At 70.7% G+C, this 25,535-nt stretch carries 25 protein-coding genes and 1 pseudogene; 11 read left to right on the top strand and 15 right to left on the bottom strand.

Features of this window, described 5'->3' with window-relative positions; genetic code table 11:
• Positions 1-22 precede the first annotated feature (22 nt).
• A pseudogene (locus tag ACGFMM_RS24700) lies at positions 23-760 on the top strand (transposase); the annotation flags it as partial.
• Positions 761-799: 39 nt separating this feature from the next.
• Here ACGFMM_RS24700 and ACGFMM_RS24705 read toward each other — a convergent pair.
• Complete coding sequence (locus ACGFMM_RS24705) at positions 800-1,351, bottom strand: hypothetical protein (RefSeq protein ID WP_393648600.1); 552 nt, start codon at positions 1,349-1,351, stop codon at positions 800-802.
• A gap of 377 nt (positions 1,352-1,728) precedes the next feature.
• Positions 1,729-2,220 (bottom strand): MarR family winged helix-turn-helix transcriptional regulator, encoded by a 492-nt coding sequence (locus tag ACGFMM_RS24710; RefSeq protein WP_393648601.1) that lies wholly within the window; start codon positions 2,218-2,220, stop codon positions 1,729-1,731.
• Positions 2,221-2,362: 142 nt separating this feature from the next.
• Between ACGFMM_RS24710 and ACGFMM_RS24715 the strand changes: the two genes are divergently transcribed.
• Positions 2,363-3,616, top strand: coding sequence for an NAD(P)/FAD-dependent oxidoreductase (locus tag ACGFMM_RS24715; protein WP_393648602.1), 1,254 nt, complete (start codon positions 2,363-2,365; stop codon positions 3,614-3,616).
• A 187-nt stretch (positions 3,617-3,803) separates the two neighbouring features.
• Here ACGFMM_RS24715 and ACGFMM_RS24720 read toward each other — a convergent pair whose 3' ends face one another.
• A complete protein-coding gene (locus tag ACGFMM_RS24720) occupies positions 3,804-4,214 on the bottom strand; it encodes a UBP-type zinc finger domain-containing protein (protein WP_393648603.1) in 411 nt (136 codons plus the stop codon).
• Between the two features lie 220 nt (positions 4,215-4,434).
• Between ACGFMM_RS24720 and ACGFMM_RS24725 the strand changes: the two genes are divergently transcribed.
• Positions 4,435-6,507: an MMPL family transporter gene (locus ACGFMM_RS24725; RefSeq protein WP_393648604.1), complete on the top strand. Its 2,073-nt coding sequence runs from the start codon at positions 4,435-4,437 to the stop codon at positions 6,505-6,507.
• A gap of 806 nt (positions 6,508-7,313) precedes the next feature.
• Here ACGFMM_RS24725 and ACGFMM_RS24730 read toward each other — a convergent pair.
• From ACGFMM_RS24730 to ACGFMM_RS24755, 6 genes are all read right to left on the bottom strand, one after another.
• Positions 7,314-8,963 (bottom strand): FG-GAP-like repeat-containing protein, encoded by a 1,650-nt coding sequence (locus ACGFMM_RS24730; protein ID WP_393648605.1) that lies wholly within the window; start codon positions 8,961-8,963, stop codon positions 7,314-7,316.
• 133 nt (positions 8,964-9,096) lie between these two features.
• A complete protein-coding gene (locus ACGFMM_RS24735) occupies positions 9,097-10,254 on the bottom strand; it encodes a transglycosylase family protein (RefSeq protein ID WP_393648606.1) in 1,158 nt (385 codons plus the stop codon).
• Between the two features lie 113 nt (positions 10,255-10,367).
• The gene (locus ACGFMM_RS24740; RefSeq protein WP_393648607.1) at positions 10,368-11,702 is read right to left on the bottom strand and encodes an FG-GAP repeat domain-containing protein; all 1,335 of its coding nucleotides are present in this window, start codon (positions 11,700-11,702) and stop codon (positions 10,368-10,370) included.
• Between the two features lie 175 nt (positions 11,703-11,877).
• Positions 11,878-12,108, bottom strand: a complete 231-nt coding sequence (locus ACGFMM_RS24745; protein ID WP_393648608.1) for a hypothetical protein — start codon at positions 12,106-12,108, stop codon at positions 11,878-11,880.
• A gap of 77 nt (positions 12,109-12,185) precedes the next feature.
• The gene (locus tag ACGFMM_RS24750) at positions 12,186-12,455 is read right to left on the bottom strand and encodes a hypothetical protein (protein ID WP_393648609.1); all 270 of its coding nucleotides are present in this window, start codon (positions 12,453-12,455) and stop codon (positions 12,186-12,188) included.
• A gap of 215 nt (positions 12,456-12,670) precedes the next feature.
• Positions 12,671-13,663 carry a GlxA family transcriptional regulator gene (locus ACGFMM_RS24755; protein WP_393648610.1) on the bottom strand — a complete coding sequence of 331 codons (993 nt, stop codon included), beginning with the start codon at positions 13,661-13,663 and terminating at the stop codon, positions 12,671-12,673.
• A gap of 249 nt (positions 13,664-13,912) precedes the next feature.
• Here ACGFMM_RS24755 and ACGFMM_RS24760 point away from each other — a divergent pair, with 249 nt between their 5' ends.
• Complete coding sequence (locus ACGFMM_RS24760) at positions 13,913-14,917, top strand: helix-turn-helix domain-containing protein (RefSeq protein WP_393648611.1); 1,005 nt, start codon at positions 13,913-13,915, stop codon at positions 14,915-14,917.
• 438 nt (positions 14,918-15,355) lie between these two features.
• Here the strand turns inward: ACGFMM_RS24760 and ACGFMM_RS24765 are convergent, their stop codons facing one another.
• Both ACGFMM_RS24765 and ACGFMM_RS24770 read right to left on the bottom strand, forming a co-directional pair.
• Positions 15,356-15,745 (bottom strand): ricin-type beta-trefoil lectin domain protein, encoded by a 390-nt coding sequence (locus ACGFMM_RS24765; protein WP_393648612.1) that lies wholly within the window; start codon positions 15,743-15,745, stop codon positions 15,356-15,358.
• A 162-nt stretch (positions 15,746-15,907) separates the two neighbouring features.
• Positions 15,908-16,042, bottom strand: a complete 135-nt coding sequence (locus ACGFMM_RS24770; RefSeq protein WP_393648613.1) for a hypothetical protein — start codon at positions 16,040-16,042, stop codon at positions 15,908-15,910.
• A gap of 236 nt (positions 16,043-16,278) precedes the next feature.
• Between ACGFMM_RS24770 and ACGFMM_RS24775 the strand changes: the two genes are divergently transcribed.
• Complete coding sequence (locus ACGFMM_RS24775) at positions 16,279-17,148, top strand: DUF4394 domain-containing protein (protein ID WP_393648614.1); 870 nt, start codon at positions 16,279-16,281, stop codon at positions 17,146-17,148.
• A 158-nt stretch (positions 17,149-17,306) separates the two neighbouring features.
• Here the strand turns inward: ACGFMM_RS24775 and ACGFMM_RS24780 are convergent, their stop codons facing one another.
• The 3 genes from ACGFMM_RS24780 to ACGFMM_RS24790 form a co-directional block, all read right to left on the bottom strand.
• Positions 17,307-17,957 (bottom strand): fasciclin domain-containing protein, encoded by a 651-nt coding sequence (locus ACGFMM_RS24780; RefSeq protein WP_393648615.1) that lies wholly within the window; start codon positions 17,955-17,957, stop codon positions 17,307-17,309.
• 88 nt (positions 17,958-18,045) lie between these two features.
• Positions 18,046-19,632, bottom strand: a complete 1,587-nt coding sequence (locus tag ACGFMM_RS24785; RefSeq protein ID WP_393648616.1) for a molybdopterin-dependent oxidoreductase — start codon at positions 19,630-19,632, stop codon at positions 18,046-18,048.
• A gap of 284 nt (positions 19,633-19,916) precedes the next feature.
• Positions 19,917-20,123 carry a chaplin gene (locus tag ACGFMM_RS24790; RefSeq protein WP_393648707.1) on the bottom strand — a complete coding sequence of 69 codons (207 nt, stop codon included), beginning with the start codon at positions 20,121-20,123 and terminating at the stop codon, positions 19,917-19,919.
• 402 nt (positions 20,124-20,525) lie between these two features.
• Between ACGFMM_RS24790 and sigK the strand changes: the two genes are divergently transcribed.
• From sigK to ACGFMM_RS24815, 5 genes are all read left to right on the top strand, one after another.
• The gene (gene sigK / locus ACGFMM_RS24795; protein ID WP_393648617.1) at positions 20,526-21,113 is read left to right on the top strand and encodes an ECF RNA polymerase sigma factor SigK; all 588 of its coding nucleotides are present in this window, start codon (positions 20,526-20,528) and stop codon (positions 21,111-21,113) included.
• Positions 21,110-21,859 (top strand): anti-sigma factor, encoded by a 750-nt coding sequence (locus ACGFMM_RS24800; protein WP_393648618.1) that lies wholly within the window; start codon positions 21,110-21,112, stop codon positions 21,857-21,859. The genes sigK and ACGFMM_RS24800 overlap by 4 nt, the downstream gene beginning before the upstream one ends.
• Before the next feature lie 140 nt (positions 21,860-21,999).
• On the top strand, positions 22,000-22,254 hold the full coding sequence (locus ACGFMM_RS24805) for a hypothetical protein (RefSeq protein ID WP_393648619.1): 255 nt from the start codon (positions 22,000-22,002) through the stop codon (positions 22,252-22,254).
• A 153-nt stretch (positions 22,255-22,407) separates the two neighbouring features.
• On the top strand, positions 22,408-23,400 hold the full coding sequence (locus tag ACGFMM_RS24810) for a hypothetical protein (protein ID WP_393648620.1): 993 nt from the start codon (positions 22,408-22,410) through the stop codon (positions 23,398-23,400).
• A complete protein-coding gene (locus tag ACGFMM_RS24815) occupies positions 23,397-23,525 on the top strand; it encodes a hypothetical protein (RefSeq protein WP_393648621.1) in 129 nt (42 codons plus the stop codon). Before ACGFMM_RS24810 ends, ACGFMM_RS24815 begins: the two co-directional genes overlap by 4 nt.
• Positions 23,526-23,716: 191 nt before the next feature.
• Here ACGFMM_RS24815 and ACGFMM_RS24820 read toward each other — a convergent pair whose 3' ends face one another.
• Positions 23,717-24,157: a hypothetical protein gene (locus ACGFMM_RS24820; protein ID WP_393648622.1), complete on the bottom strand. Its 441-nt coding sequence runs from the start codon at positions 24,155-24,157 to the stop codon at positions 23,717-23,719.
• A 292-nt stretch (positions 24,158-24,449) separates the two neighbouring features.
• Here ACGFMM_RS24820 and ACGFMM_RS24825 point away from each other — a divergent pair, with 292 nt between their 5' ends.
• On the top strand, positions 24,450-25,460 hold the full coding sequence (locus tag ACGFMM_RS24825; RefSeq protein WP_393648623.1) for an ArsR/SmtB family transcription factor: 1,011 nt from the start codon (positions 24,450-24,452) through the stop codon (positions 25,458-25,460).
• Positions 25,461-25,535 lie beyond the last annotated feature (75 nt).

A 25,535-nucleotide genomic window follows, 5' to 3' on the forward strand; every position in this document is an offset into this window, starting at 1 on the left:
GCTCAGTCCAGCCACGCGCCCGGCACGCAAGAAATCCGACCCCGGCGACGCCCTGGTGCTGGCGAACATCCTCCGCACCGACATGCATGCGCACCGGCCGCTTCCCCAGGACAGCGACCTGGCCCGGGCCGCCGCAGTCCTCGCACGCGCTCAGCAGGACGCCACCTGGAACCGCCAGCAGATCTCCAACCAGCTCCGATCCCTGCTGCGCGAGTACTACCCGGCCGCCCTCGCCGCCTTCGAACCCTGGAAGAACGGCCTCTGCCGACCCGAGGCCCACCAGCTTCTCAAACTTGCCCCGACGCCAGCCATGGCCGCTCGGCTTACCCGCACGCAGCGACAGGCCGTGCTCAAGCGGCCGGCCGTCAGCGGGGCATCGCAACCGACGCCGAGCGGCTCCGCGAGGTGTTCCGAGCCGACTGGGCCCACCAGCCGCAGCTGGTCGAGGACGCGCTCGGCAAGCAGATGCTCGCCCTGCTGCAGCTGGAGGCCGCGTGCACCGCCGGCCGACAACCTCGCCGAGGCGGTCGAACACGCCGGATGCCTCTGGGCGTTCTCCGCAATCACCGCCTCGCCCGGCGCCAAAGCCCACTACCGGCGACGCCGCGATAACCACGCAGACTGGCACGCCGCCGCCCAGCGGAACCTCTTCAACCAACTGATCGGCCAGCTCTACCACTGCCTCCAACAAAGTCATCGATATGACGAGGCACTGGCTTTCCCAGCGCCACCCGACGACGTGGGCGCAGCAGCCGCCTAACCAGAGGTTGTCTCTCACCGGCAGCGGTCAGGAGCATGCCTATCGGGGCAGGCGGCCCACCACAGCACGAAATCTCTCCCGCCCTGCTGTGATGCTCGCGTCCCACAGGCCCGAGGCGTCACCGCTCAGCGAGAGGGACTGGAGCCGTTGTTCCTCGGCCAGGAAGCCGGCACCTGCCACGTTCTGGTCGAGCATTCCCATCGAGGTGAGCGCCGCATGGCCGCAGGACACCGCGTCATCAGCGTTTCCCGAGCCGTGGGCCAGCAGGGCATACCGCAGGCAGAGAGCAGCGAAGAAGGCGTAGGTGTCGGCGACATCGGTGATCCCCTCCTCGTTCGGCTGAAGCTCCGGGAACCGCTCCAGCTGCCGCACGCCCTCGGCTACATCGGCGAGCGGCCGGTCGGCATGCCAGAGGTCGCGAACGGACTCCGCGTAGAAGTCCAGGTCGGCTTCGCGCCCCTGCGCGCCCGCCCGTAGACCGATGAACAGTGGCGCCATGCGTTCGGCACAGGCGGCGGCATATAGGCGGATCGCCTCGCCACCCCGGTCGCGAAGCGCCTCCGCGACGGCCCCCTCCACCAGCGTCTCCACGTCCCACCCTCATCCCGTTCGAACAGATCGACAGGCTACACAGCGGGCTGCAGGCCGCAGCTTGACGAGTTGGGACCCTGAGGTGTCTGACACGTGCGCTGTGGAGGGCCCTCCTCGTGTCCGGCCCCGTGATGGTGCGCCTTGCCTGGACCAGCCGCAGCAGCCGCTCACTTGCAGACCCTGGCAAGGCGTGGTCGGACCTTTCCGTGGACAAGGAGGTCGCGGCGGCACCCGGTACCGGCAGCGCCCTTCCTCCAGCCGCGCCTGCCTCGCCGGCCGGCTCTACTGGTGGACGCGTCGCGCCCATTCAAGCCATCGTGCTTCGGCTGTATGGAGCGCCGAATACCACGGAGTCGGACGCGTGACGGGTGACTCGTTCAGCGTTCGGGCGTCCGGAGGGCTGCCAGTTCCTCGTTGAGCGCGGTCAGGAACCTCATCGCGGTGGCCAGTTCCTGGTCGTCGAACTGCTCCCGCGCCCGGCCGGTCGCCTCGGCCAGCGGCAGGAAGTACTGCCGGGCGACGGCGCGTGCGCTCTCCACGTAGTGCACGTGCACCACACGGCGGTCCTTGCTCTCCCTGGATCTGCGGATGTGGCCCGCCTTCTCCAGGCGGTCGAGACAGGCGGTGACTGCCCCCGAGCTCAGCCCCAGCTGCTCGCGCAGCCGCCCGGGTGTCAGCGGCTGCGGGTTGTCGAGGATGATGCCGAGAGCTTGTACGTCGGTCGGGTGCAGGCCGTGGGCCAGCGCGAAGCCGTGGACCAGCCGGCTCATTTCCCCGTGCGTACGGCGCAGCGCGACCGCGAAGCCCCGAAGATCGCCCGTCACCCGCCTGGGGGGCGACGTCGTCTCCTCTTCATTGGTACCGGCCACACGATCAGCCTACGCGCCACGGGGACGGGTGGATCACCGACATGCACCTGCCCCGTCGCGTCTCCCGTAACGAGCGGGTCGCGCGGCGTAGCGTGGCCGCCGTGGAGCGGTGGGACGGTTGGACCGAGGAGCGGTGACGGCGATGCGCGGGACCGTCGGCGAAGGCGTGGACGTGGTGGTCGTCGGTGCGGGAGCGTCGGGCCTCGCGTGCACGGCCGACCTCCTCGCTGCGGGACTGAGGGTGCGTCTGCTGGAGGCCGATATCGCCGTGGGCGGGCGTATGCGGACCGACCGGATCGCCGGCTTCACCCTCGATCGTGGCTTCCAGGTGTTCAACACCTCGTATCCACAGGTCAAGCGGCGCCTGGACCTCAGGGGGCTCAGGCTGCGGCCGTTCACCGCGGGCGTCTTGGTGCACACAGCCGACGGGCCCCGCCGCTTCACCGACCCAACCCGTCGCCCCCGTGGGAACGGAGGGCTGCTCCCGGTCGAGGGCGTGTCGGTCCGCGACCTGAGCGCCCTGAGCCTGTTGTCCGCACGCGACATGCTCTCGCCCGCCTCGTGGCTGCGAGGCCGCCCGGACGCGACCACCGCGACTGCGCTCGTCGACGCCGGGCTCTCCGTCGAACTCGTCGAGGGCTTTCTCCGGCCCTTCCTTTCCGGGGTGTTCCTCGAAGACGACCTGGAGACCTCGGCACGCTTCTTCCATCTCGTCTGGCGGAGCATGCTGCGGGGAACCCTGTGTCTGCCGGCCGACGGCATCGGAGCCGTCCCGGCCCAGCTTGCCGCGCGGCTTCCCGACGGCGTGCTGCTCACCGGAGTCCCGGTCGCCTCGCTGACCCCCGACGGGGTGGCCCTCGCCGAGGGCGGCGAACTGCGCGCCCGTATCGTCGTCGTCGCCACCGGGCAGAGCGCAGCGGTCGAGCTGCTCCCCGGCCTTGACGTACCGGGCGGCCGTACGGTGACCACCCTCTACCACGCGGCCGCGCGGTCTCCCCTGACCGAGCCCACCCTTGTCGTCGACGCACGGCGCCGGTTCCTGAACTCCTGCGTCCTCACTGAGGTCCACCCCGGGTACTCCGACGACGGCCGGGCGCTCGTCTCGACCTCCGTCCTCGGCTGCCCGGAGCCCGCGGAAGTGGCAGACGTCGAAGCGGCTCTCGGCGAGGTGTACGGAACGGACATGGCCAGCTGGGAAGCCGTGCACCGCGTCACGGTGCACGGTGCCCTTCCCGCGATGCCTCCACCGCTTACCCTGTCGCGCACCACGCGCTTCGGGCCGGACCGCTACGTCTGCGGCGATCACAGGGCGACGGGCTCGCTCCAGGGCTCCCTCGCCTCCGGGGCGCGAGCCGCCCGGGAGGTCCTCGCCGACCTGGGGGGCGACACCAGGTGAACACGCCCGACACGCCGCCGCCGTCCGGGCCCCTGACCTGGTAGGGAGCGGCCGCCGCTGCGTCGGAACTGGCCAGCATCGGCTTGGCCGAAGCGGAGTTCGGCGTGGACCACACGTCCGGTCTCATCGTCTCGCCGCGCCGTGATGATGGGCCTCGCCATGGCTACGAGCGACGGGTGCTCGATCTTCATGTGGAGTCGCCCTCGGGCGACGGGGCCTCGACCAGTTCGACCAGGAAGAGGTCGTCCGCGTAGCACCAGCCCCACTTCTCCTCGGGGTCCAGGGAGAGTGCGACCGGGTGCCCGGTCGCTGCGTAGTGGGCGTGGGCGTGGCGCCCCTGGGAGCTGTCGCAGCAGCCGACGTGACCGCACGTCGTGCACCATCGCAGCCTTGACCAGGCCCAGCCGAGGGCGAGGCACTGCTCGCAGCCGTCGCCGGGGGGTTCAGCCGGTCGTGCCACGTCCGTGAGGTGGGCACAGACACGGCTGTCAGGACGCCCGCCGTCGGGCGCCACCGTCCACGACCCGTCGATGTTGGTGGCGGGGCCGGGGCCCGTGGCGGTTCTCCCGCGCTCCCCGCCCACCGGACCTGTGGTCATCGTTCTGCCACCTCGCCTCTCAGACCTTCCTCGTCCGCCTTCTCTTCCTATGAACAGGTGCCGATGGATGCGTGGTGCCCCTGCATCCGTTCGGTGCCTGCGCATGGAAGTCACCGTGACTGACGCAGGCGTCCCAGCTGTCCAGGTTCAAATACGGCGTGCTTCAATGTATCTCGACAATTGAGATTGTTGATGACCGAGAGATATTCGGGAGTTCCACATGTCCGCACCCCCGCGGTGGGCGAGCAGACTGCTGCCGCTGTTGATGCTCGTCGTCTGGCTCGCCGTCGGGGGAGGGCTCGGCCCCTACGCCGGCAAGCTCGGCGAAGTGGCGACCAACGACCAGGCTGCATTTCTGCCCCGCAGCGCCGAGTCGACCCAGGTCCTGCAGGCCCAGGAGGCATTCCGCCAGGAAGAGACGCTTCCCGCCCTGATCGTCTGGACCGCTGTGAACGAGGGGCAGGTCGACCCGTCGGCGCAGGCGGCCGCCACACAGGCCATGACCTCCCTCAAGGGCGTCGAAGGCGTGATCGGTGCGCCTTCCCCGGCGATTCCCTCCGCGGACGGTGAGGCCCTGCGGGGAATCGTCCAGCTGCGCCCGGACCTCGGTGACGAACTGCCCGCGACGCTGGAGAAGGTCGACGTCGCGGTCTCCGCCGTACCGGGAACCGAAGTGTGGCTCGCTGGACCCGCTGCCACCCAGGCTGACCTCGGTGACGCGTTCGCCGGTATCGACGGCCTGCTCCTCGTCGTCGCCCTGGTGACGGTCCTGGTAATCCTTCTCCTGGTGTACCGGAGTGTCCTGCTCCCACTGATGATCATCATCGGTGCGGTGTTCGCTCTCGGTCTGGCCTGTGCCATCGTCTACGTTCTGGCCGACAACGACATCGTGCGGGTCGACGGCCAGGTACAGGGAATCCTGTCCATCCTCGTCATCGGAGCCGCCACGGACTACGCCCTGCTGCTCGCCGCCCGGTACCGGGAGGAACTCGGCGCGCGGGACGGCGACCGGATTCCGGCCATGCGCGCCGCTCTGCGGCAGTCCTTCGGGCCGATCGTGGCCAGCGCCGCCACGGTCGCGCTCGGTCTGCTCGCCCTCCTCCTCAGCGATCTCACCAACAACCGTGCCCTCGGGCCGGTCGGAGCCATCGGTATCGCCTGCGCCGTCCTGAGCGCGGTGACGTTCCTCCCGGCGGTCCTGGTCCTGCTCGGCCGCGCCGCCTACTGGCCCGCCCGGCCCAGGGCGGCAACGGGGGACGACGCGCACCCCGTTTGGCGCAAGGTCGCGGCGATCGTCGACCGCGCGCCACGCAAGGTCTGGTCCGCTTCGCTCGTCGCGCTTCTGGCCTGCGCGGCTTTCTCGTTCAGTCTCGACTCGAAGGGCGTTCCCCTTGACGAGATCTTCGTCAAGGACGTCCCGTCCGTCACCGCCCAGGCACGCCTCGGCGAACACTTCCCGGGCGGCGCCGGCAACCCCGTCGTCGTCATCGCCGACGCGGAATCCGCGGAGAAGGTGCGCACCACCGCCGAGGAGGTCGACGGCGCCGACTCCGCGACCGTCTACGCCGCCCCGGGCGCCTCACAGCCGCTCGTCGCGGACGGGCGAGTCAGGATCGACGTCACCCTCGCGGACGCGGCGGACTCCGATGCCGCCAAGGACACCGTCGCCGGCCTGCGGACCGCGCTACACGCCGTACCCGGGGCCGACGCCCTGGTCGGCGGCTATACCGCCCAGCAGTACGACACCCAGCTCACCGCCGAGCGCGACAGGGAGCTCATCGTCCCGGTCGTGCTCGTGATCATCCTGGTGATCCTCGTCGGCCTGCTGCGATCCCTGCTGCTGCCCTTGCTCCTGGTGGCCACGGTCGCGCTCAACTTCGTGGCCACGCTGGGTGTCTCCGCCCTCGTGTTCGAGCACGTCTTCGGGTTCACCGGGACCGACTCCGCCGTGCCCCTGTACGGTTTCGTCTTCCTGGTCGCCCTCGGCGTCGACTACAACATCTTCCTCATGTCGCGGGTGCGCGAGGAAACGGCGCTGCACGGTACGCGAGAGGGCGTGCGCCGGGGGCTGATCGCCACCGGCGGCGTCATCACCTCCGCCGGTGCCGTCCTCGCCGCCACCTTCGCAGCGCTGGGCGTCATCCCGCTCGCGTTCCTGGTGCAGATCGCGTTCATCGTGGCCTTCGGCGTCCTGCTCGACACGCTCGTGGTGCGATCTCTCCTCGTGCCGGCCCTCGTCCGGGACATCGGGCCGTCGGTCTGGTGGCCGGGCGCTCTCCGATACCGGGCCTGACCTGTGAACCGCATGCGATGTGCCCCCCGCCCTTGTCCACGCGGTGTCCATGGCCTTGATCTGCCGTGGAGTGAATTCCTTACCGGCGAGGCGCACATTGAGGCCCGCTGGCCGGGCGCAGCACCGAACACACCCGGCCCCAGGCCGTACGCCCCGCCGCGAGAGAGAACGCCGACACCGTCGCCGAACGCGCCGCCGCCGACCCGCACCATCCCGACGTCCTGCTCCTGGCCGCACACCTGCTCACCCGCCCCGCCCCTGCCACGCCGCCCGGCGTTCGCCGGCACGCCCGTATCCGGTCCGAGGCCGTCACCGCTCCCGCGACGGAGCAACTGCGCCGCGCGCTGGTGAAAGCCGGCGAGGCGGACATCGCCCGGATGCGCGCGGCAGCCGGCTGACAGGCCGGGCCTGCGCACAGACAGTCCGGGCGTGCTGGGAGGGATCGTGCCGACAGCCCAGGCCGCCTGAATCCGCGTCCAGGCCGAGCCGAGTCGAGCCGAGCCGATCCGGGCCGGCGGCCTGGCCGGGCAGAAGCCGATCCTTCCCCGGCCCGAGCCGACCCGGCCGCGGTCGGCCCCGGCCCGAGCAGTCCAGGCGGTCCAGCACCGCGCCGGGCCGGCGGGGGGCGGGAGGGGGGGCCCGGGCCGGGGGCGGGGGGGGGGTTGGGGGGGGGGGGAAGGGCCGTTAGGGGGGGCGGGTGGCGGCCCCCCCCCCCCCCCGCGCGCGGGCCCCCCCCCCCCGCCCCCGCCGGGGGCGCCCGGGCGGCCCCCCCCCCCCCCCGGCGCCGTAGGGTGATTCGTCCGGGGTCAGAAGAGCAGTTCGGCGTCCGGGTAGCCGTAGCCGATCTGGGTGCGCGGGCTGTAGTAGCCGGCTCCGTCGCCCTGGTAGAACCAGAGGCCGCCCGACGCGTCACGGCCCGTCAGGTCCGCCCGGCCGTTGCCGTCCAGGTCGCCGGGCGAGGTGAGGGCGGTGTAGGTCTGCCAGCCTGTGCCGATCTGGGTGCGTGCGGCGTAGGAGCCGGTGCCGGTGCCCTTGTGCAGCCACAGCGCGCCGGTCGTGTCACGGCTGATCAGGTCGGTCTTGCCGTCGCCCGAGAAGTCGCCGGGTGCCACCAGCGCGTCGTACGTCTGCCAGCCCGTGCCGATCTGGGTGCGTGCGGCGTAGGAGCCGGTGCCGGCACCCCTGTGCAGCCACAGCGCGCCGGTCGTGTCACGGCTGATCAGGTCGGCCTTGCCGTCGCCCGAGAAGTCGCCGGGCGCGACGACCATGTCGTACTCCTGCCAACCGGTCGCGGCCTGGACGCGGGTGCTGCCCGAGTAGGCGCCGGTGGCCTGGTCCGCGGGGTAGCGCCACAGCACGCCCGCCGCGTCCACGGCGACGAGGGCGGAGCCGTCACGGGCGATGTGCTTCATGCCGCTCCACCCCGTGCCGACCTTGCACGCGCCGGCGACGGTCGCGTCGGCGCGGCCCGCGTAGCGGAAGAGGGCGCCCTTGGAGTCCCGCCGGATGACGGCGCCGGCGCCGGCGGCGGACGGCCCGCAGTCCGACCAGAAGGCGGCTCCACGCAGCGGCTTGTGGTCCGAGACCTTGGCGTCCAGGGGCTGGACGTCGGCCTTGGCGCCCTTGAAGTGGGCAGCGCTCAGGAACAGGTAGTCGATCTTCCTGGAGTCGAACGTCGGCTCCCCGCTGCGGCACCGGGTGCGTCCGTCACCGCACGGATCCGCCACGAAGTGGTCGGAGTCCGTCTCGTCCGCCTCGATGAACGTCCCCCAGCCGCCGTCGCCGACCGCCGGGGAGTAGAAGTACGAGGCCATCTTGGTGCGTGGCGAACCGTTGAAGTCGCCGCCGAGGACCACGGGAAGGCCCGCGTCCTGCCACTGCTTGGCCTGCGCGGCGAGCTTCGCGGCCTCCTGCTCCCGCAGCGTGTTCTCGTTCCAGTAGAGGTGCACGGAGCAGGCCCAGTTGGCCCGGCTCTGCGTGTACGTCTTCACGCACGGCACCGTGATCGGCTCGCTCTCCCCGCCCACGGTCAGGTCGAGGACCTTCGTCTCGGAGAGCGGGCCCTTGACGATCACCGCGTTGCCGTAGTCCGCGCCGCCGCAGATCGCCGGGTTGCCGCCGGGCAGCGCGGTGGCGAAGAAGCCCTGGAAGCCGTACGACTGCAGTCGGGCCTTGATCGCGTCGAACTGCGGTCGGCAGACCTCCTGGAGATGGATCTGGTCGGCGCTCCACGTCGAACCCGTCGCCTCCGCGACGACGGTGTCGATGCGGCGCTCGTTGTCGTAGCCCTTGGCGTCGGAACAGTGATTGCCGCAGATGTTGTAGCTGAGGAATCGCAGGGGCGGCGCGTCCGCGCCGGACACGCTGTCCGCCTGCGCGGTGGGCGCGAATGTCAGGGTGGCGAGGACGCTGCCGAGCAGAGCTCCAGCGGTCCCGAATGCCTGGCGCAGTCTCATGAGGTGCTCCGGGTGGGGAGGTCGAGGAAGCAGGGGAGGAGTAGGAGTAGGGACGGGGACGCGGGTCGAGGCAGGGGCAGGGGCAGGGGCAGAGGCGATGGCGGGGACAGAGGCGACGGCGGGAGGTGCCGCGTCACCAGCCGGTGCCGATCTGGACGCGGGCCGAGCCGCCCGCGAACGCGGGGCCCGAGTAGCGGTAGAGCTTGCCCGTGGCGATCTCCGAGGCCACCACGTCCGGAACCACGTCGCCCGTGACGTCTCCGACGCCGGTGATGTTGGTCATGGTGTCCCAGTTGGTGCCGATCTGGACCTTGGTGCCGCCGTTGTAGTTCGGGCCCGAGTAGCGGTACAGGTTTCCGTTGGACGCGTCGACGGCGAGGACGTCGGCGACGCCGTCGCCGGTCAGGTCGCCGGTGCCGACGATGTCGCGCATGCTGTTCCAGCCGTTGCCGATCTTCACGCGGGAGCCGCCGTTGTAGGTCGGGCCGGAGTAGCGGTAGAGGTCGCCGGTGGCCTTCTCGACCGCGATGAGGTCGGGCTTCCCGTCCCCGGTGAGGTCGCCGACGCCCACGAGGTTGGTCATGGAGTCCCAGTTCGTGCCGACCTGGACCTTGCTCCCGCCCTTGTACGTCGGGCCCGAGTAGCGGTACAGGTCTCCGTTGGACGCGTCGACGGCCAGGATGTCGGCGACGCCGTCCCCGGTCAGGTCGCCGGCGTTCACGATGCCGCTCATTGTGTTCCAGCCGTAGCCGAGCTTCACCCGCGCCGTTCCGCCCGCGTAGCCCGGACCCGAGTACCGGTACAGATCGCCGGTCTTGACCTCGACGGCGATCATGTCGGGCACGCCGTCGCCGGTCTGGTCGCCGACCTGGGTCAGGTGCGCCATCTTCGACGGCGGAGCCGGCGGCTCGTCCGGGTACGGTTCCGCGGGGTCGCTGCCGAGACCGGCGGCCGGCCCACAGTGCGGCCACGCGCCCTGCCCTTGTGTGGCCAGGACTTTCTCCGCGATGCGTATCTGCTGTTCCTTGGTGGCCTGGTGCGGGTACTCCGCGTACTGCCGGCCGCCGAACGCGTCCCACGTCGACTTCAGGAACTGCAGTCCGCCGTAGTAGGGGTGTCCCGCCCTGTAGTAGCTCCAGATGCCGCTGGACTCGCACTGGGCGACCTTGTCCCAGGTGGCGACCGATGCGGCGGTGGCGGAGGGGGCGGCGGACGAGAAGAGCGTCAGAGCGGCGAGCGGGGCGGCGACGAGTCCGGTGCGGGAGCGGGTCCTGCGGGCACGAGAAGGCATGTGATTCCTCGGTCGGCTGGGGTGGACGGCGGGAGACGGTGAGACGGCGCGGGAGGGACGGACCGTTCGCGGCCCGGCGTACGACGCGCGGGCCGCGAACGGTCGCTCGTGGACTACCAGTTGGTGCCGATCTCGACCGCGCTGCCGCCGTTGAAGGACGGGCCGGAGTAGCGGTAGAGCTTCTGCGTCGAGGCGTTGACCGCGAGCAGGTCCGGAACCCCGTCGCCGGTAAGGTCGCCGACACCGGTGATGTTGATCATCGAGTCCCAGTTGGTGCCGATCTGGACCTTGGTGCCGCCGTTGTAGTTGGGGCCCGAGTAGCGGTACAGGTTTCCGGTCTCGGTCTCGACGGCGATGATCTCGGCGACGCCGTCGCCGGTGAGGTCGCCGACCCCCACGAGGGAGGAGTAGATGTTCCAGCCGTTGCCGATCTTCACGCGGGAGCCGCCGTTGTAGGTCGGGCCGGAGTAGCGGTAGAGGTCGCCGGTGGCCTTCTCGACCGCGATGAGGTCGGGCTTCCCGTCCCCGGTGAGGTCGCCGACGCCCACGAGATTGGTCATGGAGTCCCAGTTGGTGCCGATCTGGACCTTGGTGCCGCCGTTGTAGTTCGGGCCCGAGTAGCGGTACAGGTTTCCGTTCGACGCGTCGACGGCGAGGATGTCCGCCACGCCGTCACCGGTCAGGTCGCCGACGCCGACGATGTCGCTGATGGCGCTCCAGCCGTAGCCGATCTTCGTGCGGGCCGTGCCGCCGGTGTAGTTGGGGCCGGCGTACCGGTAGAGGTCACCCGTCGCGGTCTCGACGGCGATGATGTCGTTCACGCCGTCGCCGGTCAGGTCGCCGACCGCGGTGATGTTGGTCATGCCCTTGTCCGGCACGGTCACCGGGCTGTCCACGACCTTGTTGTAGCGGTAGGACTTGAAGCCGTTGGCCGTGATGTAGCTGCGGGTGTAGGTGCTGCGGCGGGCGTCGGTGCCCGGCCGGGCGTGCTCGATGATGTTGGCGACGGTGTGGCCGGCGTCGGCCCATCCGGCGAAGAGGACCACGTGGGCGTTGATGTTGTTCAGCGCGTCGCCGGGCTGAAGGTCGTCCAGGTCGGCGAGCTTGGTGGAGTAGTTCGGCAGGGTCCACGTGGTGGCGCTGGTCGGCAGATGCCACGCCATGGACACCAGGCCGGAGCAGTCCGTGCGGTACAGGCGGCCCTGCTGGTCGCGGTACGAGGCGCGCTGGTTGTACGGAACCCCCTGGTCCACCCAGTACTGGGCGCGCTCGATCATCTCGGTGCGGGTGATGGAGCCGCCGACGGTGGAGGTGGCCGTGGTCGCAGCCGCCGCCGCGGGGCCCTTGGCGGGTGCGGGGGAGGGGGCGGCCTGGCTGGGGGCGGTGACGCCGAGGACGACCGAGGCGAGGGCGGCGGCGACGGTGGCCGCGCGGACGGATGCGCGCATGGTGATGACTCCCGTAAGGGTGGATGGATGAAAGCGAGCAGGCTGCGGTAGGGCCTCGGCGGCCCGGGTGGAGCCTGATGGACCTTCTTGGGTCGGTGGGGAAGTACGAGCCGCGGAGACGGGCGGCCAAAGAGGCGGGGGAGCCGACTTGGGAAGGCGGCCGCCCTGGGGACGCCTACGCGGGCGGCGAGGCGGTGTAACCGTGAGCGGCGATCGGCTCACGTGCCCGCAGCATCAGTTCCCGAGTGCGGGCGAGCGCCGCCTCGTCGGAGGCGGCCGTGACGAAGAGGATCGCTTCCAACCCGTGCGGGACGGGCCGGATGACGATGTGCTGGACTCCGTCGGCCGGGGCGGCGTGCGCCCACAGCAGATCCTGGATCAGATGGGAGCCCTGAACGGTCGTCACGGCTCCTGGGGCGCCCTTCAGCAGAGCGTGGACGATGCGCATGGCGCGTACGGCGTGATGGTCCCGGCGGGTGCGTGTCAGTCCCACCCGATGCCGGCGGTCGGCGCCGAGTCCCACCCGATCCGGTCGGCCGGTACCGAGTCCCACCCGATCCGGTCCGCCGGAACCGAGTCCCACCCGATCCGGTCGGCCGGCGCCGAGTCCCACCCGACGGCCCCGCCCTGCCCCTGGGCGACGAAGGCGCCGGCGGGGTGGGCGTCCCAGCCGATGACCGGCTCGGAGGCGAGCGCCGTGACCGCCAGGGCAAGCGCGGCGACGACGGGCAGAGGGCGGACGGACGGGCTCATGACGGGTTCCTCTCGGCGCGGTTGACGCGCAGGTCAGGACAGGATCAGACGGGTTCTCCTACCGAGCCGGCCGGCTCCTTTCCGGAGCTGGTGTCCGTCTCGGTGTGATCACCATCCTGTGTCGCGGGAAGCCCGGGGAGAAGAGTTCCCGGCCGTCACGAAGGTGACTGGCACCAAGGTGACAGCTACCGCGGCGACGCAGCCTGGAGCCCTGCTCATCCCACGGGCGCCTCCGCCGACGGCGACGGGACGGCCGCGTCCGGACGGCGGAAGGCGCGGCGGTACGCGGCGGGCGTGGTGTGCACGTGGGCGTGGAAGCGCCGGCGGAGGTTGGCGGCCGAGGAGAGTCCGGTGCGGGCGGCGATCGTCTCGACGGGCAGGTCCGTCTCCTCCAGGAGGGCGCGGGCGGCGGCGACGCGCTGCTGGAGCAGCCAGTGGCCGGGGCTGGTGCCGAGCTGCTCGGCGAAGCGGCGGGCGAGGGTCCGGGGAGAGAGGGTCGCGTGGGCGGCGAGGTCGTCGACGGTCAGGGGTTCGTGCAGGCGCTCCAGGGCCCAGTCGAGCACGGGGGAGAGGGAGTCGGGGGCGCGGTCGGCGAGCGGGGGAGTGGCGTACTGGAGCTGTCCGCCCTCGCGGTGCGGCGGCAGGACCATGTGCCGGGCGATCTGGGCCGCGTAGGCGGCGCCGTGGTCCCGGCGGACCAGGTGCAGGCACAGGTCGATGCCGGCGGCCGTGCCCGCGCTGGTGGCGACGTCGCCGTGGTCGATGTACAGGACGTCCGGATCCACCTCGACCGCCGGCCGCCGGGCGGCGAGTGCGTCCGCCATCCGCCAGTGGGTCGTCGCGCGACGACCGTCCAGCAGCCCTGTCTCGGCGAGGAGGAAGGCGGCGGAACAGAAGCCGACGATGCGGGCGCCGCGCCGGTGCGCCCGGAGAATCGCCTCGATGACGGCGCGCGAGGGCGTGCCGGCACGGTCCTGCCAGCCCGGGATGAGCACCGTGTCCGCGCGCTCCAGAGCCTCCATGCCGTGGCCGAGCGTCATGTCGTAGCCGGCGAGAGTGGCGACGGCGCCGGGGGTCTCGGCGCAGACCTCGAACGCGTACCGGGAGGGGAGACCGGGGCGGCTCACGCCGAACACCTCGGCTGCGCAGGCCAGCTCGAAGGTGGACTGCGGAGGAATCACGAGGCAGGCGACTCGGTGAAGGCTCATGGCAGAAAAGTACCCCTCCGCGTCAGACTTGACTCTGGGTCGGCGCGGAATCGGCGGTGATCATGGCCTTGTGACCGTCGGAACCGGTGACATCGTGCACGTCTTGAGGAGGGTGACGCCGAACAGCCGGCAGCTGCGTGCACGCGGCCGAGCGGCATCGCATCACTGAGAAGACGTCATCCGCGTGGTGACGGGGGTTTCTTGATGTGCGCGGACCTGGGGGCATGCGCACGGTGGGGGGTGGGGTTCATGGGCGAGACTTCGGGTCTGGAAGCCCTGGGGCTGAGCGTGTTCCAGGAAGCGGTCTACCGGAGTCTGCTGACGGGATCGGCCGAAGGCGTGGACGAGTTGAGCACCCGCCTCTCGATCTCACCGTGCGAAGTGGGCGACTGTCTGGACCAGTTGCTGGACATGGGGCTGCTGCAGCCCTCGCGGGACAGGACCGGCATGCTGCGTGCGGTCAGCCCGGAGATCGGCTTCGAGGTCATCCTGCGCAGACATGAGACCGAACTCCTGTGCCGCCAGCAGCAGATCGCTCAGGGCAAGGAGGCGATGGCCCGCATGCTGGCCGCCTACGCCCATGATCGCGGCGGCACCGACCCCGGCCGCGGCGAGGAACTGCTCGGCCTCGACGCGATCCAGCGCCGGCTGGAGCGACTCACCCAGGAGCTCCAGGAGGAGTGTCTGGCCATCGAGCCGGGCGGGGCGCAGTCGCAGGCCAGCCTGGACGCCGCCCGTCCGCTCGACGAGAGGGCACTGCACCGAGGCGTCCGGCTCATGACGATCTACCAGGACAGCGCCCGCAACGACCCCGCCACGCACGCCAACGCCCGCTGGCTCAGCGACCGGGGCGGCCAGGTGCGCACGGCGCCCGAGACTCCGCCGCGGCTCCTCATCTTCGACCGGCGCGTCGCCGTGGTCCCTATCGACCCGGCCGACACCCGTCGAGGCGCGCTGTTGACGACCGCCCCGGGCATCGTCGCGTCGCTCGTCACGTTGTTCGAGCAGACGTGGGAGAGCGCCGTGTCGCTGGGCGCGGACCCGCGCAGCGGCGCCGGGGAGACCGGTCTCTCGCCCGCCGAGCGCGGCCTGCTGAAGCTCCTCGCCTCGGGCCTGACGGACGAGGCCGCCGGCAAGCGCCTCGGCGTCTCAGTGCGTACGGTACGCCGCCAGATGGCGGTCCTGATGGATCGACTCGACGCCACCAGCCGCTTCGAGGCCGGCCTGAAGGCGGCCCGGCGCGGCTGGCTCTGACCCCCGACCGCGCGTCCTGCGACGCCGCGCGGTCGGTGCGACCGGCGCCGTTCCCTCAACGGCACCTGCCGGGCCGCCGGGTGACCCCACGAACCACGCGTTCGTGGGGTCTTCCGCTGCGACCCCGCGCGTGCGTGGGAACAGGGATTTCCGGGCGGTGCGGTGCACGCCCGGGGACGCAGACAGGTGGTGGGGCCGTGGCGGGCGGCGAAGCGGAGGGTGGGCCGGGACATCCTTTAAGCGCCCTGCCGCCGTGATCGCACGCCTCGTCTGCCGGCAGCCGGGCCGTGCGCGGCTACTCGCCGGGCTTGAAGCCGGCGACACCGGTCGGCTGCGCGAGGCCGCCGGCTTCCCGGTCAATACCGAACGGCCTTCGGTGGCCCTGACGTCTTCGTGCGCCGGGCCACCGGCCAATCGGGACGATCGCTCAACGCGGGTTCATTGCACGACGAGCTTGCTGCCCGACCAGGTCCAGTCCTGGTTGGTGTTGCCGGCCGCGCACGGCTGCAGCATGACGATGTCGCCGTTCCTGCGTCCACTGCCGGCGTCCATGCACATGCCTGTGTCGTCGTGCACGAACTGCAGGCCCTGGCGGGTCCAGTCCACGCGGGTGTCGCCCACGCCGCAGTCCCACATCTGGACCTGGCCCGCCTGGGTGGGCCAGTTGTACGCGCACTTGACGATGGCGGGAGAGGTGCCGTCGGTCGACTCCAGGTGGCCGCCCGCAGATTGCCAGTCCGAGACGTACTGGGAGTTGTCGATCTCGCTGCACTTCCAGATCCGCACCGGATCGTGCAACGTGGCGTTCCTCGGGGCGATGAGGCACATGACAGGGACCGGAACGTTGACGTTCAGGGTGCCCTTGGCGCTGTAGCGCGTGCCCTGCGCGTTGCGGAAGCTGAAGGTTCCGCTGCCTGCGGGGAGTTTGCCGAAGGGGGCGTCGGGGTCGACGGTGACCTTGGGGCGGAACTGGCGATAGGTGTTGATGTTCTAGCTGCTGTCGCCTCCGTTCTTGCTGTAGGTGTCGCAGGTCAGGGTGCGGTCGTTGTCGCTGCGCCGGCAGTTGCGCAGGCCCACGTTGGTGGAGCCCCAGCGCTGTCCGTTGGCGCTGTAGAGGTTTGCCACGGTGGCCTGCTCGGCGAACGTGGTGTGAAACCCGCCGACAGCCTCCGCTGGACGGGCATGGCTGGTCACGCTGCATCCGCCTCCCCGCGAGGGTGCCCAGCCTCTGGACCACCGTGGCGGCATCTCTTGGGCCACGCGGGTGGCATCCGCCGCCGGCACCGGTCCGCTGCGTCGATGGTGACGAAGCCTTCACAGTCCCTCGGTCACCCTGGCCGGGGCCTCGATGAAGGAGTGGAATGCGTAACCGCACCATGACCGCGGCCTCCGCGGTCGTCCTGGGCGTCCTGTGCGCGGCGCCCGCGCTGGCGGCGTCCGACACCGTGCCGCAGACCCTTCCCGCGATGGGACACAAGGCGCTGACCGCGGTCGGCCTGACCGGCGACCAGCAGCTGGTCGAGTTCAAGGTCCACAAGCCGTCGAAGACCTGGTCGCTGGGCAAGGTCACGGGGCTGTCCGGTGACACCAGGCTCGTCGGGATCGACTTCCGCGTCCAGAACGAGACGCTGTACGGAGTCGGCGACAAGGGCGGCATCTACACCCTGAACACCACCAACGCCGCGGCTGCCAAAGTCTCCCAGCTGACCGTGGCCCTGGCCGGCACCGCGTTCGGCGTGGACTTCAACCCTGCCGCCAACCGGCTCAGGGTCATCTCCGACACCGGGCAGAACCTGCGTCACAACATCGACGACGCGGCCGCCGAGCTGACCACCACCGTCGACGGCACTGTCACCAACCCGACGATGCCGCCGTCGACCGCCATGGGCGTCACCGGCGCTGCCTACACCAACAACGACCTCAACGCTGCCACCGCGACGACCCTGTTCGACCTCGACACGATGGCCGACCGGATCTCGCTGCAGTCCCCCGCCAACGCAGGCACCCTGGCTCCCACCGGCAGCCTCGGCGTGGACGCCGCCCTGGACGCGGGCTTCGACATCTACTACAACCCCGCCAGCGGCATGAACCACGGCTTCGCGGCCATCGGCACGGGCGGCACGTACCGCCTCTACTCGGTCGATGTGCTGACCGGCAAGGCCACCAGCAAGGGCGCCTTCCCGACCAGGTACCAGGTCACCGACCTGGCCCTGCCTATCAGCCAGAAGTAGACCCCGCCCGTTCGCCGCCCGGCCCACAACGCAGCATTCCGTTGCGCGCGGGCCGGACGGCGCGCCTCCCGGACCTGCGGTCAAGCCGGTGGCCCTGCACCCTTCCTCTTCGGAAGAGCGCAGGGCCACCGGGCCGTTGCCTGCGCAGCGGACGACCGCTACTTCGGCATCAGGACGGTGTCGATGATGTACACGTTGGCGTTGGCGGTCCTGACGTTGCCGCAGACGACGGTGGCGGTGTCGTTGACCTTGTAGGACTCGCCGGAGCCGGAGGTGGTGAGCGTGCCCTTCTGCAGGGTCTCGAAGCTGCCGTTCTCCAGCTGCGTCGGGGTGAGCTTCTGGCCGACGACGTGGTAGGTCAGGATCTTGGTGAGCGTGGCCTTGTCGGCGAGGACCTTGTCGAGGTCGGCCTTCGGGATCTTGGCGAAGGCGTCGTTGGTCGGGGCGAACACGGTGATGCCCTCGGCGTTGTTGAGGGTGTCCACGAGCCCGGCCTGCTTGACCGCGGTGACCAGGGTCGACAGGGCAGGGTTGTTGGAGGCGGCGGTGGCGACGGGGTCCTTGGCCATGCCGTCGAAGGAACCGGCGCCTTCCTTGGGCACGCCGGCGCAGGCGGGGCCGAACGGCTGGTCCCCGGTCATGGAGCCGTCCGCGGGTGTGCTCTGGCTGCTCTTGGGAGCGTCTTCCGCGGCCGCGGTGGAGCCGGCGTTGGTGTCGCTGCCGGAGTCGGAGCACGCGGCCAGGGAGAAGGGCAGCACGGCTGCTGTGGCGACGGCGATCGCGGTGCGGCGGATCTTCATACGGTTCATGATCTTTTACTCCTTGACGAGTTGTCTGAAGGGTTGGGAGAGGGGCTGCTTGTGCCGGCGGTCCTGATCTGCGGGCCGGCCGGGTGGTTCAGGGGACGGTGACGAAGACGCTGTGCCGGCCGCTCGCTCCGTCGGGGATCGTGCGGGTGCGTTGATCGGTCTGGACCTGACCGGTGCCGTCGGTGGCGCGGACGGTGATCGAGTGCCCGCCCGGGGTGGCCTGCCACCGGTACGACCACTGGCGCCAGGTGTCCACGGTGTCCTGGGCGGCGAGGTCCGCGTACTTCCACGGCCCGTCGTCGATACGGATCTCGACGCGGGCGATGCCGCGGCGTTGGGCCCAGGCGACGCCCGCGATGATGACGGTGCCGGCGGCCGGGCGGGCGAACGGCTTGGGGGTGTCGATGCGGGCCTGGGTCTTGATCGGCGCCTTGCGGGCCCACTTCCGCTTCACCCAGTACGGGTCGTAGGAGTCGAAGGTGGTGAGCTCGATGGAATCGATCCACTTACAGGCCGAGACATAGCCGTAGAGACCGGGGACGAGCATGCGGACCGGGAAACCGTGGTCGAAGGGCAGCGGTTCGCCGTTCATGCCGACGGCGAGCATTGCGTCGCGCCCGTCCATCACGTCCTCGACCGGTGAACCGAGGGTCATCCCGTCCACCGAGCGGGCCACCAGCTGGTCCGCTCGGCCGCCCTTGGACGGCGGCCGGACACCGGCCTCCTGGAGCAGATCGGCGAGGGGGACGCCGAGCCAGCGAGCGTTGCCGACGTAGGGGCCGCCGACCTCGTTCGAGACACAGGTGAGAGTGATGTCGCGTTCGATGAGCGGGCGGGCCAGGAGCTGGTCGAGGGTGTAGGTGCGTGGGCGGGTCACACCTCGGCCGTGAATCCGCAGCCGCCAGGTGCGGGCGTCGACCTTGGGAACGGTGAGAGCGGTGTCGACGCGGTAGAAGTTGCGGTTGGCAGTGGTGAAAGCAGTGACGCCGGGCACCTTCAACTGGGTACCGGCCGGGACAGTAGGGGCCGGTGAGGAGGGCTTGGGCAGGACAAGGCTCTCGCGGGAGGCAACGGCACCCTGTCCTTCCCGGCCGGACAGGAAGCGCCCGATTACGCCTGCCGACGTCGCCGCGGCGGCGGTGACACCCGCTGCGGTCAGGAAGCCACGCCTGCTCCAGCCCGCGGTTCCGCCCTCGCTGTTCTCTGCGACCGTCGAGGCGGTTGCCTCGGAAGCCAGAACGTAGAGGGCGAGAGAGCCGGCGAGCGCTCCGACGATCGAGGGGAGCACGTCACCGATGCCGGTGGAGTCGGGGCGGCTGAGGGCCGCAGCGGCACCGACGATCCCGAACAGCAGTACGCCGGCTGAGCCGGCCCGCCGATGACGCAGGCTGAGCATGCCCAGGCCGACGGCGATCAGGGCGAGGACGCCGAGGATGCCGAGTTGCAGGACGTTCTTGTCGTTCTCTCCGAACGTGCGGATCGCGAAGTCCTTCACCTCGGCCGGAGTCCGGTCGACGACCGTGCCGCCCACCACGGTCACCGGTCCCGCAGCGGGCCGCACCAGCCCGGCGACCAGCTCGGCCACGGCGAGCGCCGTGAAAGCGGCCAGAAGCCCGGACAGCGCGCCCAGGGCGGCGAGGGAGAGGGTGCTGCGGAAGCTGCTCACACCCGGCATTCGGCAGCCACCCGCCCTGCGGATTGGTCCGACCCCGAAACGGTGAACTCACGAGCCTTCGTGGCCTCGGGACGCAGGCCGGCCCCGGCCAGACCTACGGGGACCGGGGTGGCCGGAGAGGGGAGACCCGGTGCTGCGGGTGGCTGCCGACAGCCACCCGCAGCCGACCCACCCGGCTCGTGACGGGGAAGCGTGTGACGCGCCCCGCACTCTGGCCGGAGGGCCACCGGTCGCGCCGCCCCATCTTGTCGGCGGCGGACCGGGGTTCTTCGCTTGGTGCGGGGTCAGGCGTTGATGCAGGTGTTGCCGAATGCCGGGTTCAGCAGCCCGATGACGCTGACGGCGTTGCCGCAGGCATTGACCGGGATGTGGACGGGCACCTGGATCAGGTTGCCCGAGCCCACCCCCGGCGAATGGGCGGCCACACCCTGCGCACCGGCATCGGCCGAGGCCGCCGACGCGCCAACCACCACAACCGCGCTTGCCGCCATCGCCACCACAAGACCTCGTCGCACACGAACCATCTCAACTACCTCCCAGGGGTACCTGTCGCCGGGCGGCTGGTCCGCTCGGCCGGCGAGAGAGCGGTCCCGCTCCCTCCCCCTGCTTTCGCCGCCGCCCGCCCGTCGGCTGGGCCGGCGCCTCATGCATCCCTCGAAGGGAGTAGCTGCCGGATGCTGGTGACGAAGTACCCTCCCATCCGCATGCCCGTCCGCTACGAACAACTTGTGACACGCCCGCCTGCTCGGGCGGCCGGACCGACAGCCTGGGAGGGTCCGGCCACCGTGTGAGCCAGAAGAAGCCGAGGACCGGCAAATGCGATGCACACCCCACCCCCCGACCGCCGCACCCGGCGGCCCCTGCGCCCTCTCGCCACGGCCGGAGCGGCGCCCGTGAACCAACCACTCCCCTTCGGCGCCGGACCCGCCACGGGCCGTGCCGACCTGACCGAGGTCATGCAGAAGGTCGCGCACGGTGACAAGCAGGCCTTCTCGGTCCTCTACGACGCCCTTGCACCCCTGGTGTTCGGGATCGTGATCAAAGTCGTACGCGATCGGGCGCAGTCCGAGGAGGTCGCCCAGGAGGTGATGATCGACTTGTGGCGGCAGGCCGCGCGTTTCCGGCCCGACGCGGGTGCGGTCACCACGTGGGCCGCGACGATCGCCCACCGGCGGGCCGTGGACCGGGTCCGCTCCGCCCAGGCCGCCTCCGACCGCGAGCAGGCTCAGGCCGCCCGCGAACACACCGTCGCGTTCGACCAGGTCGCCGAGCACGTCGAGAGCCGGCTGGAGTCCGAGCAGGTCCGCCGCTGCATGCGCGGCCTGACCGAACTGCAGCGGCAGTCGGTGACCCTGGCCTACTACCAGGGGCTGACCTACCGTGAGGTCGCCGAAGCCCTGCGCACGCCTCTTCCCACCATCAAGACACGCATGCGCGACGGGCTCATCCGGCTCCGCGACTGCATGGGGGTGACCACATGAAATTCCAAGCGACCGACGCCCACACCCTTGCCGCCGCCTATGCCCTGGGTGCACTCGACCCCGGTGAACGCGGCGCCTTCGAAGACCACCTGCGGACGTGTGAGGCGTGCCGACAGGAAGCCGCAGAGTTCGAGGCGACCGCGGCCCGCCTGGCAGCGGCCGTCTCCCAGGCACCGCCTGCGGCGGCCAAAGCACAGGTCATGGCCGCCATAGATGGCGTGCGGCAGCTCCCTCCACGCATCCCCACCCCCGCGCCCGCGCCCGCCTTGGGTGGCGTCCTGCGCCGCAGGGCCCTGCCGCTGGCTCTGGCCGCCGGCGTGGCCGCGGCCGTACTCGGCGGCGTCGCGGTGTGGCAGCAACAGAACGCGCAGGACCTCGAGCGGCAAGCCCGTCAGGCCCAGCAGCAGCTCGACGCGGTCAGCGCCGTGCTGGCCGCGCCCGACGCCCGCACCGTCCACGGACGAGCCGCCAACGGAGCGTTGACCACCGTCGTCACCTCCGATCGGCAGAACGCGGCCGTCTTCACCGCAACCAACCTGCCCGCACCCGGAGCGGGGAAGACCTACCAGCTGTGGCTCGACCACGACGGCACGATGCGCCCGGCCGGACTGATCGACCACAACGGCACTGTCGTACTCACCGGCAACCCCGCCGAAGCAGGCGCCGTTGGACTCACCCTCGAACCCGCCGGAGGCTCCCCCCAGCCCACCACCACCCCACTGCTCCTCATGGCCCTTCCCGCCTGAACATTCACCCACCCCCATGGAGTGCCGGAGCCGGCCGTGGAAGGGGGCTGTTCCTGAGTAACCCGGAACAGCCCCTCGCGCGTTCAGCCGGCGCGCCTGTCACCGGTGGGGGCAGTCCCAGTGGGCGTTGACCGTCAGTGGTGGCGACGCCGACGACGGAGGTTGTAGCCGGAAGTGCCCGTCGCGGTGCCGCGTCCGCAGCATCGACGGCATCGTCGCCCTGGAGCAGCGGCTGCACCGTTCCGATCACCGGCGGGACCGAGACCGGCCACGGCACCAAGGGCACCCGTACGCACGGCAGCTACAAGATCGGCATCGGCCTTGCGGTCTGGGACGGCACCTGCATCAAGAACCACACCACCCACGCCTACGACCGCGGCGACGCCCGCGTGTAGGCGGTGGCCCAGTCACGGCACACGATCTCGACACCGGGGTGCTCGGTCAGCCGGCCTATCGCCACAGATCTGCGCCGTTGCGTCCACTCGTATCCATCGTCAGCAAGTACTCGTGAAGACCCGTGAGGGGGCGCCCGGCCCCGCCTGCCCTTGTTGCGCCGCCTCGCCGACGCGCTCGGCATCGACGACCTCGCCGCACTGTCCGGGGACGAGAGGCTGTCGGCCGCGTCGTACACGAAGGCCGCGCACCCGTCGCTGCTGCGGGTGAAGGAGGCGCTGACCGACTACCGGCTGGCAGGGCGAGACGAGGAGCCGCAGGCGGCGGACGCGCTGTCGGCCCGGGGGCGTCTGGCGTGCCAGCTCTGGCACGGCTTCGGCGACCACCGAAGCCGCGACGCGGGCGAGCGGCACGAGGCCCGGGTGGATCTGGCGATGCGCGCGGCCGAGTTGCTGGACGCCGAGCGCGGTCCGCAGGACATCGCGCGTATCGGGCTGCTGCACCTGGCGGCTGCGCTGTCGTACGCGAAGGTGGGGCAGCGTGGGAACGCGGAGCGGCACTGGGACCGGGCGGAGAAGGAAGCGCGCCGGCTCGGCGACGGCTACAGCCACCCGTGGCTGATCTTCGGACGGGGCATGGTCGACGCCTACGCCATCACCATGAACGCCGACCTGATCCGCGCCGGCGCGGCCGTGGACGTCGCGGCGAGCGTCGACCTCGGGCCGATGCCGTCGTCCACCCGCAGGAGCTTCCACATCATCGAGACGGCCCGCGCCTACATCCTCCAGGGCGAGAACGTCGCCGTGATCCACCTGCTCAGGCGCGGTACGAGACCTCGCCCGAGACCGCGCGATACAACATCTTCGCCAGGTCGACCGCCGTGGAGCTCGCGGAGCGCGGCGGGGCGGTCATCCGCGACGACGCCCGCAGTCTGGCCCGCCAACTCGGCGTCGCCGCCTGAGGGGTACGAGTCGTACCCGTCCGGGAGGGGGCAGCGGTTGTACCCGCTGCCCCCTCCCGTCGCCCCTACCGTCGGTGAATCGAACCGATCTCGTCGACCACCATCTCGAAGGCCGCCCGGTGGTCGCCCCCGACGGGCGTCCTGGCGGCGGTCGTCCTCGTCCGCGACCGGCAGAGCGGCCGGGTGATCTCCCGCACCGCACACATGCGCCCGGCCGACGCGGCGGGCTTCGAATGGACGACCGACAAGCCCGAGGCGCTACGGCCGGCCGGACCGGTCATCCCCGAGACCCACCCGAAGACGGCCCGCTGACCGCCGAGCCGATGCCCGGGGCGAGAGACGGCGCACATCTGGGCGGTTCACCGGCACGGGACCCTATCTGCGGATGAGCGCAGGGGTTGTGCGGATCACGCGCAGACTGCTTCCGCTCGCCATCGTCGGAGCCCTGAATGATGGCCGAGGGCCTACGCAGTTGGGGGAGGGCAGTCATGGCCGACCGTCGCTCAGCCGGAGATGAACTCGGTCTGGCGGTAGTTCTCCCTGCCTCCGTTGCGGCCATCCTGAATCCAGAGCTCGAGCGAAATACGATCCCCACGGCGAACCGGCGTGTCGAAGGCCTTCCACCCCATCCAGGATCCAGTACAGCCATTGGCCCCGTCCTTGTCCTCGACGTACGCGACGAAGTTGCGGGTCGTCTTGTTGTACGCGCGCGCGACCGCACGCCTGCCGTCGCGGCGCGTATCGCACACCGTCAGCACGTCGTTGTACCAGTTGAAGAGCGCCTTCGCCCCCGTGGTCGAAGGTTCCCCGGGGCTGGCGGCGTGCGCAGTGATGGGCTCGCCTGCCGCCGCGCTCGCTGAGCCACCTGCGACACCTACCACCAACGCGGTACCCGCGAGGACGGCGCCGACGGCACGCATAGCGCTCGTACGGATCTTGCTCATGGAACTCTCCTTCTCCCAGTGGATGTACGGCCGGTGACTCGCCGGCCGCTGGCTCTCTCTGCTGCCCGTCCCGAGCCCTTCTTGTGCGGATCCGACGGGGGAAGCGCAAACGACAGTCTGTTTGGGCATGAGACTGTGGTGCCTCCTCGACCGTGGATCCGCTGATCCGCTCAGGTCCGTGACGGGCCGGCTCGCACCGGCCCGCTCGTGGAAAGAATGGCTGTGCGGCTGATCGGGGATCGACGTGATTTGGCCTGGCACGAAGAACGACATCCCGGACACGCTCTACGCCATGCCGCTGCGTATCCACTTCACCGCCGAAGACCTGACCCGCGTCCGCTTAGCGGAGGGACCCCGTCCCATGCTGGAGTTGGACATCGCCCTGCGGCTGCTGCAGGAAGGCAGCCATCCGACCCGGTTCGGGGCCTGGCGCCGGGAATCGCTGCGGCATCTGTCGCCGAAGGTGCGACGACTGTTCGACCTGATCCCGCCAACAGGCTGGACAGCGGACTTCCTCAGTCACGCGACGGCCCACAGCATCGAAGAGGCACTGGACAAGGTCCGGGCCACGCCCGCCGAACGTATCCGCAAGGATATGGAGACCTGGGCCGGCCGCGGCATTCAGCGGCCGGTGCCTGCTTGGACGCGGTCGCTCGGCAGCGCCAAAGAGGTGCTGCTGGAGCTGGCCGACACCGCGGCCCACGCCCACGAGCAGGTGATCGCCCCTTATCAGCTGCGAATCGATGCCCTCAGCGGCGCGGACCAGGCACTGCGCAGACGTCAGGCCGCTCGTGGCGGACTGCAGGCATTGCTGTCAGGACTCAACCCCCGCTACATCAAGTGGAAGCAACCCGTCCTGGAACTGACCATGGCTTCCGGTCGCAGTGGCGACGTCCATCTCGCTGGGCGCGGCCTGCTCCTGATCCCGTCGGTCTTCGGGGCCGTGTACCCCGCGCTGGACGAGACAGCCGAACCCAGCCCGTGGCTGACCTACCCCGTCGACCACCACGACGCCAACCTCTTCCTGCCTCCCACAGACACTGCACGAACCCTCAGCACCATTCCCGACTCCCTGACCGCACTGCTCGGCCACACCCGAGCCGTAGTGCTGTGGACCATCGCCCACCACCCCGGCTGTAACACCACCGAACTCGCCCGCCACGCCGGTATCTCCCCAGCCAGCGCCAGCCAGCACGCGACCGTTCTCCGCACCGCCGGCCTGACCACGAACACCCGCCATCACAACACTGCCCTCCACGCCACTACGCCCCTGGGCACCAGCCTCCTCAACACCGCCACGTGAAAAGCTGTGACGGTCCGGGAAACGACCTCATGGACAACCAGGACACCTGGATCGCCCAGTCCGCCGTCCAGGCCC

It is taken from the genome of Streptomyces sp. NPDC048604, assembly GCF_043199435.1.
In the GTDB taxonomy this organism is placed as follows: Bacteria; Actinomycetota; Actinomycetes; order Streptomycetales; family Streptomycetaceae; genus Streptomyces.

What these genes read in the sequence shown, in the direction of transcription:
- ACGFMM_RS24715 (WP_393648602.1), top strand. Translation starts at nt 2,363, where the DNA reads ATGCGCGGGACCGTCGGCGAAGGCGTGGACGTGGTGGTCGTCGGTGCG.
- ACGFMM_RS24720 (WP_393648603.1), bottom strand. Translation starts at nt 4,214, where the DNA reads ATGACCACAGGTCCGGTGGGCGGGGAGCGCGGGAGAACCGCCACGGGC.
- ACGFMM_RS24725 (WP_393648604.1), top strand. Translation starts at nt 4,435, where the DNA reads ATGTCCGCACCCCCGCGGTGGGCGAGCAGACTGCTGCCGCTGTTGATG.
- ACGFMM_RS24730 (WP_393648605.1), bottom strand. Translation starts at nt 8,963, where the DNA reads ATGAGACTGCGCCAGGCATTCGGGACCGCTGGAGCTCTGCTCGGCAGC.
- ACGFMM_RS24735 (WP_393648606.1), bottom strand. Translation starts at nt 10,254, where the DNA reads ATGCCTTCTCGTGCCCGCAGGACCCGCTCCCGCACCGGACTCGTCGCC.
- ACGFMM_RS24740 (WP_393648607.1), bottom strand. Translation starts at nt 11,702, where the DNA reads ATGCGCGCATCCGTCCGCGCGGCCACCGTCGCCGCCGCCCTCGCCTCG.
- ACGFMM_RS24750 (WP_393648609.1), bottom strand. Translation starts at nt 12,455, where the DNA reads ATGAGCCCGTCCGTCCGCCCTCTGCCCGTCGTCGCCGCGCTTGCCCTG.
- ACGFMM_RS24755 (WP_393648610.1), bottom strand. Translation starts at nt 13,663, where the DNA reads ATGAGCCTTCACCGAGTCGCCTGCCTCGTGATTCCTCCGCAGTCCACC.
- ACGFMM_RS24760 (WP_393648611.1), top strand. Translation starts at nt 13,913, where the DNA reads ATGGGCGAGACTTCGGGTCTGGAAGCCCTGGGGCTGAGCGTGTTCCAG.
- ACGFMM_RS24765 (WP_393648612.1), bottom strand. Translation starts at nt 15,745, where the DNA reads ATGTGCCTCATCGCCCCGAGGAACGCCACGTTGCACGATCCGGTGCGG.
- ACGFMM_RS24775 (WP_393648614.1), top strand. Translation starts at nt 16,279, where the DNA reads ATGCGTAACCGCACCATGACCGCGGCCTCCGCGGTCGTCCTGGGCGTC.
- ACGFMM_RS24780 (WP_393648615.1), bottom strand. Translation starts at nt 17,957, where the DNA reads ATGAACCGTATGAAGATCCGCCGCACCGCGATCGCCGTCGCCACAGCA.
- ACGFMM_RS24785 (WP_393648616.1), bottom strand. Translation starts at nt 19,632, where the DNA reads ATGCCGGGTGTGAGCAGCTTCCGCAGCACCCTCTCCCTCGCCGCCCTG.
- ACGFMM_RS24790 (WP_393648707.1), bottom strand. Translation starts at nt 20,123, where the DNA reads ATGGCGGCAAGCGCGGTTGTGGTGGTTGGCGCGTCGGCGGCCTCGGCC.
- ACGFMM_RS24800 (WP_393648618.1), top strand. Translation starts at nt 21,110, where the DNA reads ATGAAATTCCAAGCGACCGACGCCCACACCCTTGCCGCCGCCTATGCC.
- ACGFMM_RS24820 (WP_393648622.1), bottom strand. Translation starts at nt 24,157, where the DNA reads ATGAGCAAGATCCGTACGAGCGCTATGCGTGCCGTCGGCGCCGTCCTC.
- ACGFMM_RS24825 (WP_393648623.1), top strand. Translation starts at nt 24,450, where the DNA reads ATGCCGCTGCGTATCCACTTCACCGCCGAAGACCTGACCCGCGTCCGC.